Consider the following 8,938-nt stretch of genomic DNA (forward strand, 5'->3'; position numbering starts at 1 on the left):
AGGGAACAGTCCATATATCTTAACTAAAGAGTTTTTATAAAATCTGTGGCTATTCAGTTGTCACTTAAATTTTAGTAGCTTCTTAGGAGAGCTCTCATTTTTAGATCTTTGTGCAATAAAGCCTTTATTATCATCTTATTCAATTTTTGACATACATTTTAAGCACTTTTATAAAACCTTCATAGTCGTTTGCTTTGGCTTGACATATAACTGCATCAATTTCCTCTTTTTGCCATTTTGCTCTTTTAGCAGAATGTACGAAACTTGTTAAAATGACAAAAGGATGCTCACCATTTCTAATGTAGTGATTTTGTAATTTTTTTGAAGTTAAAAGGTTCGTCAAAAAATTCTCCAGATAATAAAAGTTAATTCAATAAAAAGCTTTAATTTTGAGTAAGAAAGAATATACTTTCTTACTCATTAATGATCTAGGTTTAAGAAAAATCTAACTCTTTTTCGAATGTTTTAAGCTCATAACGAGCCATAGCTAAGTTAGATCTTGAGCGGTCTAAAACGACATATAAAAACAATGTATCATTGCTATCTAATGGACGAATCAAGTGATATTGCTTGCCTAAAGTAATCAAGATATCTTCGATACTGTCATTTAGTTGTAACGCTTTTGCAACTTTACGTTTTGAGCGAATAACTTCAGTATTACCTGCTGCAGCTAGTTCTAAATCAACGCCTCCGCCTTGAGTGGCTAAGGCTAATCCACTATCACTATCAACTAATGCAGCAGCTATAAAGCCATCTAACCCCGATAATGCATCTAAACTAATGCGTGCCATTTTTTACACCTCAATAAAAGGGTATTCACCCCAAAAAATGTTTATAAACCTAACTTCTTACGAAGCTTTCCAAAAAAACTTTTTAATTTATTTGTTTGACTTGATTCGACATTATGATTAGTTGAAAACTTAACTTCTTCATCTTCAATAAAATGCCCCATTTGCAATAAGGTTGCACAACTTACAAAATTCTTTATTTTTTCATCTGATAAGTTCAGATATTTTTTTACGTCTTCAATGTTGGCACCTGATTCAAAACACGCAGCAATTTTTAAATTGTCTCGGCGTTGCAAGTCATTTTCAAATTGAGGCCAAATATCTAGCTTAAAATTCTTTTTATTTTCTGATTTTGGAAGAAGAGAAGAGGGAAGTCTACTAACATTTATCCATAGCCATATTCTTAAGTCGTAAACTATTTTATCTATCGATCCTGTATTCACGATTTGTGCTTTTGCATAGGTTTGTTTCAAGGTTTCATTGAATTGCGTATATATAGTTTTATCATCAAGCCATACTCGTTCTGTACGGGTATCGATAAGAGCGATAAATCCACTTGCGTCATATAGCTGAATATGCCCGTTGCGAGCAATAAACATCTCTGTAAAAACTTCCTCGAATGTATAGCTATTACTGTCGTGATTAACTTGCTTCTCACTGGTATCCAAATAAGCTGAAGTGGTCTGGGTAGGTCTAACTTCATTTAACATAACATTCGGTCGGAGATTTTGAGTGATCCATCTTTGTAAATTTGCTAGATTATAAATTGGTATAAATAGCTGATCCCGAATAATTTCCCCAAAATTAGTGTCCGATTTACTTAACTTTAAGTAAAGACATCCTTTTTCTTTCAATACTTTTTGAATGCCCGGAGAATTGAAGAACACTTTATTCACAAAGAGTAAATCAATTCTTTCTTCAGCAATATTAACCCATTGGACATTTATTTCTGCAGGAAGGCATATTAATATCTGTGTTTTTATTTCGGCTAAATCGACAGTATTTAAACCAAATATTGCAATTTTAAGGAACTTAGACATTTTATACCGTTATAAAATTATAATGATGTTGGGCTGGGCGTATTTATACTGAGATTTTAAGACGCTTTACGTATATCAGTTGTTGCTAAAACTTCAGTGACTTTTTTAACGTAGTACAGCATTTGGCCCATCAAAATGTCCTTATTGGTGACAGCTACCAGAACCATTGGATTATTTGGATGATTCACGGCTGTTAAAAACACTTTCCCATTTTCAGCATCGAGTGTAATGGTTTGGCACCCAACCAATTGAATTTCAGATATAAAGGCAGAAACCATCGCAAGTATTGAGCTACTTACTGCTGCAATTTTACCTGTATTATCTAAATTCTTTTTTGATGCTAAAGCTAACTCAAACCCATCTGATGAACAAAGCATGACAAAATCAATGCCGCTTACCTCATTCAAAAATTTATATAATTCTTGGTTAGAAAATGCTTTGAACTCACTGCTAACTTCACGTGAAATATTCATTTTAACCTACGTTTTCTGATTGAATTTCAAGCTTTACAATGAGTGTTTCAATCATTAATAAAACATCATTTTTGTTTCGTGCATCAATTGCAAATAGGGGGTATTGTTTTTTGTGGATACTCATCCAATCTCGATAAATTTTTAACATTTGATCATTTGTTAAATCAAGATGAGTAATTCCAATCACAATATTCGAACCCAAAGCCTCAAAAGCGTTTAAATAAAACTCAAGATCTTTTAAACGTTCTGTACTGCTATGATCGATTAATAAAGCAATGCCAATTGCGCCGTTGCAAACAATAGACCACATAAAATCAAAACGATCTTGCCCAGGTGTGCCATATAACCCAATCTTGGTTCCATCATCTAAATTGATCTCACCGTAATCAATACCAACGGTGGTTAGAGCTTTTTGATGTGCTTGAGTATCTGTATTTACAGCTTCAGTACTTACAACGCCAATGTCGGATAATGCTTTAATCGCAGCTGATTTTCCTGCGCCCATCGTGCCACCGAAAACAATTTTATGTTGCTGAAGTATCATGTTATTAGTAATGTTAAATATGTGCAATTCGCACATTTTATACCACGGTCTTGTACAAAAACAAGGCGGAATATCATAATTGTTTAATTTAAACATTTAGATATTTAATATTATTAAGCTTAACTTAATTAAAAAGATAAATACATCACAAACTTTTCTGTAGTTAGCTACCTATGTAAAGTTGTAATAAACAAAATTTGATGGATATATTATTTTTATGGTCTTTAAACAATCAAGGAGTGACCATGAAAAAACACGATCCGAAACTCGAATCTGTCTCTAAAGTCATTGATACTTTTTCACATTCGCAAAGTTTTGTTGCACAAAGATTTATAATTTGAAACGTCTCCAATTCACTCAAATTTAAGTTACAACTCAGTTTTGAGGGCGGCCTAATTCCGTAAATTTATTCAATGCCGCTATGCGGTCACATATCTCATTTGCTTTTCTTGAAAGATGAATAACTGACAATTTATCTTCCAATAATTTGATACAATCGATCTCAGTTTTGACCAAACTTCGACATTGAGAGCCTTACCATTTTTTCAAATTGTTCTCCTTAATTGTTTGACAGTTTTTATTAATTCATTTCTCTCTATAGTTTAGCTTGGTTGTTTTCCCATTGTATAGCATTTCTTCTTGGCCTAATCACCGCATTCGCTTGTCGATCTGCAATGACTTGACAGTATCGTTTTATCTAATAAGCCCAGCCTGTATAGCCTGTATAGCCTGTATAGCCTGTATAGCCTGTATAGCCTGTTAATCTGCTCATTCAATGTGATTTGATCGAGTAAATCCCCAAAGATTTGAGAATCATTCACATAATTCCTTATGGGCTGAACCGCTCGTTTTTGTAGAGTTTTAGCACTTATACTAGTATGAAGTTTTCGTCATTTTCGATGTTATTAAGGTTAATGTTTTTTACGCTTGCATTCGGCTTCACCCAGAAATTTCAAGCCAGTGAGTAGTTACAGGAAATTTCAACTTTTTCATAGTTAATTTGGATATCAATATGCTTTTGTCTACTGCAAATTGTCAAATAATCTGGCCTGCCCAATTTAGACCGCACAGTTTATCAGTATTTAAACAAAGCCAGTCAGAATGTCTAGAGAAAGACGAAATATGGATTTAATCATTAAACAGCATTGCATGATTGCATCAGAATAAGCTTGATTTCGAACTTTTTACTATTTACTTGCAAATACAACAGAGTTATGAGACCAAACCAAATGGCAATATTTCCACGATTAATGATGACTTGGTTATATGTGGGCCAATCAGTTGTATGGTGGATTTTAGGTTCAGGCTTCTTCATTCTGGCATTATCTTGCTGAATAAGACCTTACTAACAGCTTTGAGCAACAGGCTGAAAGAAATGACAAGGATACAAAAATGTGAACTAAGTCAATATTTAATAGTTTTAATATAAAATTATTTTTTCTTAGAGAGAGTGGTTTTGTTATTATCTATTTAAACCTTATGTTAATTGTTTCTAAATGTACTGTGATATATGACAAAAAATTTCTTTGAAGATCATAATTTGGACAATTCTAAATTACCTGTTCATTTGCTACACGATACTGAATCGACTTTAGAGTACTCACTTAAGGTCATGTCTGAAGTTGTACATTGGTTAGTAAAGTCTGGTATTGGACATGCCGAGTTCTCTGCTTCTTTGCGGGTGTTATTTTATAATGAATCTATAAATGAATTAGATTATTTAGATCAAAAGAAAACAGATTCTTCCATTAGTTTGCTGGCAGGATTAAATCGACGTGATGTAAGCAATTTCCGTGTTGAGAATGGTGGCTATCATAAGGTTATTCAAAGCTTTACTGATACATTACCTGTTAGTGTTCCTGCACGAGTCATAGCTTTATGGGTGCATAAAAAGTTACCTAAGGTGCTAAGTATTACGGGTGCTGAGAATAGTTTTGAATATTTAGTTAGACAAATTTCTACAGAAAAGCATCCACGTTCCATTTTATCTGAATTAAAAAGAATTGGACTTGTAAGTGAAACTAAAGGAAATGTTGTCTTACATCAAGAAAGTTTTACTCCAATACCAGAAGCAAATGTAACCAAACAAATATTTTCTGAAAATATAGCAGATCATCTTGCTGCTGGTGTTACTAATTTAACTGAACGTAATAATCTTTTTCTAGAACAAGCAATTTTTGCGAATGAGCTATCGCAAGCATCTGTAGATTACCTAAGAGAAAAGACAGCTAAACTCTGGGAGGAATTTTCCAAATCGTTATTGGCTGAGGCTATTCAGAGATGCAAGATAGATGAAGGAAGCATAAATTCTACTCATAGATTTAGAGTGGGTATTTACCAATACGATAAAAAAGAAGTGTCTAAATTTGATCTAAAAAGTTCTAAATAATTAAATTAGAAATTTGCTTCGTATAAATTAAATATGGTTTTATTGAAAATCAAGCTACTTTATAATTATAATTTTTATTCATCTAAAACGATGTTTTGGGGGTTGTGGATTTGAGTTTTGTTGTATGAGATTACTTGATTTTTATAATTAAAAGTCTATTTAAAAATTAAAAAATGCTCAGGGTCTGTTGACATTTGCTGTGAAAAAAATTAGCAAGAAAGTAAAATTCAATTACCAAACTAAATCTACTTCTCACTCTGTCTCGTACTATGCTGCCTGATCAAAGCTGAAATTAATTGTCCATAATTTGATATCCATCTTAAACAAAATCTCAGAAATTTTATTGAAGCGATTTTCTATAGAATTAGAACAGGTTGCCTTTAAGGGATATGCCTCGAAAGCATTGAGAGAACAGATAGAAGAAACATCAAACAAGCTTAATATTTCAAAAAATCCAATACACGATCGAACAATGATTACATGCATTGGTACTTATATAAAATCAGAAAATTAGTTAAGAACACATTTGCAAAAATCAAACAATTTAGAGGAATTGCTACACCCTATGACAAACTAAAGCAAAACCATGAAAATTCAGTTGCGTTAGCTTGTATATTTATTTGGCTACTATTATGAAATGTCAACAGACCCTAATAAAAATTATATAAATTTTATGCCTTTTTAAGATTAAAGCAATACTCATACTACTAAGTAGGAGTGCTTTCTATTTTTACGACACTAACTTATCTAAAAAAATATGAGTAGGTTATTTGTTGTTCTGTAAAAAATGTGTAAAATGCACATTTTATAATTAAAGTTAAAGTATCTAAGTAATTTCGACACTTTGATAGCTCTTGGTAGGGAAAATGTTGAGTTTAAAAATATATAAATTTGTAATTTTTTCTATAAAAAATAAATCAAAAGTGATGGGAGGTACTGGTCTAGGAGGTACGGGTACGGGTACGGGTACGGGTACGGAAGCTGACAACGATAAAGAGAAAAAACCTACACAAAAATTCCTTTCTAAAAGTACATCATTTACTAAAGATAAGTCGTAACCCTTGATATTCAGTTTTTATAGTTAAGTTCTTCTAATAGCAATATATCCATATATTAATCTTTTAAAAAAAATGTTCAAAATACACATATGTTCATTAAATTATGCAAAAATACAAATTAATGTGAATTATTTCGCATTAATAAGGGGGCTTTATGTTAATTGTTAAGGTGTTGTGGAGAGTTGTTAATGTATAAATTTTCATTATTGATAGCTTCAATATCAGTAGGGTTAACTGCTTGTGTATCAAATCACTATACACATCCATCAGATTTACGTTTTCAAGACAGTAAATCAGAGATTAATCAAACCATAAGTGTAAATAGGGACGATGTACTATGTGCTGAAGATACAAAAGATCTTCAAAATTGCCCAATTGAATTTTATATAGATAGCATTAAAGCAGGGGTTTTTTATGTAAATAACTCCGCTAACTATCAATTAAAATCAGAGGCTTATAATTTTAAAGTTAAAAACTGCACAGAAAACTCGTGTCAAAGTTGCGATGTGGATTTAGCCATTGGGTCGGTGGAAAATAATCAATTTGTACTTTCAGTAGATAATACTGGTAAACCATTTATTTCAAATAATGGAAGTCCTCTAGTTTGTAAAGCATCAGTCCAAGAAGCTAAAACTGGAGTTGAAAAAACATTAAATTTAGATTTAGCAGCAGACACATTATTTAAGTTTAATGGTTCTTCTTTGAATGATCTCCTTCCAAAAGGCCGTCAAGAAGTATTAAACGTTGCCTCGCAAATTTCAAATAATTTCATCTCCGTAAGCAATATTAAGCTAATTGGTCATACAGATCGTTTAGGTAGTGATGGTTATAACCAGCAATTAGGGCAAAGTCGGGCAGATACCGTACGCAATTTGTTAGTTCAAAACGGTGTAGCTGGAAATAATATTTCAACGGCTAGTGCAGGCAAAAATCAACCTGTGACTAATGGCTGTTTTGATGTGAAACAACGCGAAAAATTAAAAACATGTTTACAGCCAGACCGTCGTGTGAGCGTGGAAATCACGGGTATTGCTAAATAATTAAATTATTGGAATATAAGTAAATATAATTTTGGGTGAAACATGACTAAGTTTATTGTAATAGAAAAAGATTCATTAAATAAAGCAACGATTGATACGGCACATATTAGCTTAAATGAAGCCTCAATTATTCATACGAAAATGAGTCGTGATGATGTAGCTGAATTTGTACGCGACGGGAACAATTTAGTATTAAAGCTTAAAAATGGAGAATTTATTGTTATTGAAGGTTTTTTCATAACATATGACAATGTTTCTTCGGACTTGGTTTTTGAAGAAGATGGTTGTGTTCTTTATTGGTTTGATGGAACTTCAGGCTTTAAAGGTATTTCTGGCTTAGAAGTTTTATTACCAGAAGCTGGTAGTAAACTAATGGGGCTCTTACCATGGTTAGTTGGTGCTGGAGTCATTGGTGGCGTAATCGCTGCTACAGATGATGATAATGATAAAAAAGAGAGTATTCCCAACGGTACAAATACGATTGTGGTAGATAAAAACGGTAGTATTACAGGAAAAACAGAAAATATTCCTGAAGGTACTGATGTTAAGATTACGATTATAGGCAAAGATAAAGACGGTAATTTAATTACGCATGATGAAACTGTAAAAGTAGATAAAGATGGTAATTATACACTTGATATTCCGAAAGAATTTGTTGATGGTGATTTGAAAGTAGAGTCTGAAGTTGTGGACCGGAATGGGAACACAATAAAAGCAGAAGATAGCCTTGAAAAAACAGATCATGACAATGATCCGAACACACCAGACCAAGGTGGTTTAGATCGCGTTGATGGTGCAATCTCAGCTGAAATCGATCCGAAAGCAGGAACAGTATCAGGCACAGTGACAGACGTACCTGAAGGCGAAAAAGTCATTGTGACCATTGAAGGTGTAGACAAAGACGGTAATCCAGTTAAGGAAGACGTTGAAACTACAGTAGTTGATGGCAAATACACTGTTGATATCCCTGCAGCGATTGTTGATGGTTCACCAGTTGAAGCAGACGCGAAATCAACTGACAACAATGGCAAACCAGTAACACACACGGCAATTCTTGAAGGTAAAACAGATCATGACAATGATCCACGTACGCCAGACCAAGGTGGCTTAGATCGCGTTGATGGTTCAATCACCGTTGATATTGTTGAGTCAGGTTTAATTACAGGAACAACAACAGACGTTGCGCCGAATACAGATGTTGTTCTGACGATTACTGGTAAAGATGCCGATGGTAATGATGTCACCATCATCAAGACAGTACAGACTGATGCCAATGGTAACTATACAGCACAGTTGGAAATGACTGATGTTGATCCAGTAAGTGGCAAGCCAATCGTAGATGGTTCAGCAGTCAATGTTGAAGCGAATACGACAGACCGTAATGGTCAGGCAGTTACTCCAGCAACGGATAGCATTGCAGCACAAGGTGACAACGACAACGATCCGAGCACCCCAGAAGACACAGGTCTAGACTTGGTTGATGGTTCAATCACCGTTGATATTGTTGAGTCAGGTTTAATTACAGGAACAACAACAGACGTTGCGCCGAATACAGATGTTGTTCTGACGATTACTGGTAAAGATGCCGATGGTAATGATGTCACCA

At 33.6% G+C, this 8,938-nt stretch carries 9 protein-coding genes and 2 pseudogenes; 5 read left to right on the forward strand and 6 right to left on the reverse strand.

All coding sequences use genetic code 11. The features are described from left to right. Positions 1-139: 139 nt before the first annotated feature. The 6 genes and pseudogenes from GVX98_RS12365 to GVX98_RS12390 all read right to left on the reverse strand — a co-directional run bounded on the left by GVX98_RS12365 (position 140) and on the right by GVX98_RS12390 (position 4,160). On the reverse strand, positions 140-343 hold the full coding sequence (locus tag GVX98_RS12365) for a hypothetical protein (protein ID WP_159128247.1): 204 nt from the start codon (positions 341-343) through the stop codon (positions 140-142). A gap of 91 nt (positions 344-434) precedes the next feature. Further along, on the reverse strand, positions 435-791 hold the full coding sequence (locus GVX98_RS12370; protein ID WP_159128248.1) for a roadblock/LC7 domain-containing protein: 357 nt from the start codon (positions 789-791) through the stop codon (positions 435-437). 41 nt (positions 792-832) lie between these two features. Beyond that, positions 833-1,828, reverse strand: a complete 996-nt coding sequence (locus GVX98_RS12375; RefSeq protein WP_159128249.1) for a hypothetical protein — start codon at positions 1,826-1,828, stop codon at positions 833-835. A 56-nt stretch (positions 1,829-1,884) separates the two neighbouring features. Then, on the reverse strand, positions 1,885-2,301 hold the full coding sequence (locus tag GVX98_RS12380) for a roadblock/LC7 domain-containing protein (protein ID WP_159128250.1): 417 nt from the start codon (positions 2,299-2,301) through the stop codon (positions 1,885-1,887). 1 nt (position 2,302) lies between these two features. Further along, positions 2,303-2,845, reverse strand: coding sequence for an ATP/GTP-binding protein (locus tag GVX98_RS12385; RefSeq protein WP_159128712.1), 543 nt, complete (start codon positions 2,843-2,845; stop codon positions 2,303-2,305). Between the two features lie 375 nt (positions 2,846-3,220). Then, positions 3,221-4,160 (reverse strand): annotated as a pseudogene (locus GVX98_RS12390) (IS5 family transposase). Positions 4,161-4,355: 195 nt separating this feature from the next. Between GVX98_RS12390 and GVX98_RS12395 the strand changes: the two are divergent. The 5 genes and pseudogenes from GVX98_RS12395 to GVX98_RS12410 form a co-directional block, all read left to right on the forward strand. Then, positions 4,356-5,234 carry a DUF6502 family protein gene (locus tag GVX98_RS12395; RefSeq protein ID WP_159128251.1) on the forward strand — a complete coding sequence of 293 codons (879 nt, stop codon included), beginning with the start codon at positions 4,356-4,358 and terminating at the stop codon, positions 5,232-5,234. A 376-nt stretch (positions 5,235-5,610) separates the two neighbouring features. Further along, positions 5,611-5,870: pseudogene (locus GVX98_RS12400) on the forward strand (transposase); the annotation flags it as partial. Positions 5,871-6,157: 287 nt separating this feature from the next. Continuing rightward, complete coding sequence (locus tag GVX98_RS17005; protein ID WP_267313058.1) at positions 6,158-6,292, forward strand: hypothetical protein; 135 nt, start codon at positions 6,158-6,160, stop codon at positions 6,290-6,292. 188 nt (positions 6,293-6,480) lie between these two features. Continuing rightward, a complete protein-coding gene (locus GVX98_RS12405; protein ID WP_159128252.1) occupies positions 6,481-7,332 on the forward strand; it encodes an OmpA family protein in 852 nt (283 codons plus the stop codon). A 42-nt stretch (positions 7,333-7,374) separates the two neighbouring features. After that, a partial coding sequence (locus GVX98_RS12410; RefSeq protein ID WP_159128253.1) for a BapA prefix-like domain-containing protein occupies positions 7,375-8,938 on the forward strand: 1,564 nt, incomplete at its 3' end.

The organism is Acinetobacter sp. 8I-beige, assembly GCF_902505955.1.
GTDB classification, from domain to species: domain Bacteria; phylum Pseudomonadota; class Gammaproteobacteria; order Pseudomonadales; family Moraxellaceae; genus Acinetobacter; species Acinetobacter johnsonii.

What these genes read in the sequence shown, in the direction of transcription:
- GVX98_RS12375 (WP_159128249.1), bottom strand. Translation starts at nt 1,828, where the DNA reads ATGTCTAAGTTCCTTAAAATTGCAATATTTGGTTTAAATACTGTCGAT.
- GVX98_RS12405 (WP_159128252.1), top strand. Translation starts at nt 6,481, where the DNA reads ATGTATAAATTTTCATTATTGATAGCTTCAATATCAGTAGGGTTAACT.
- GVX98_RS12395 (WP_159128251.1), top strand. Translation starts at nt 4,356, where the DNA reads ATGACAAAAAATTTCTTTGAAGATCATAATTTGGACAATTCTAAATTA.
- GVX98_RS12380 (WP_159128250.1), bottom strand. Translation starts at nt 2,301, where the DNA reads ATGAATATTTCACGTGAAGTTAGCAGTGAGTTCAAAGCATTTTCTAAC.
- GVX98_RS12385 (WP_159128712.1), bottom strand. Translation starts at nt 2,845, where the DNA reads ATGATACTTCAGCAACATAAAATTGTTTTCGGTGGCACGATGGGCGCA.
- GVX98_RS12370 (WP_159128248.1), bottom strand. Translation starts at nt 791, where the DNA reads ATGGCACGCATTAGTTTAGATGCATTATCGGGGTTAGATGGCTTTATA.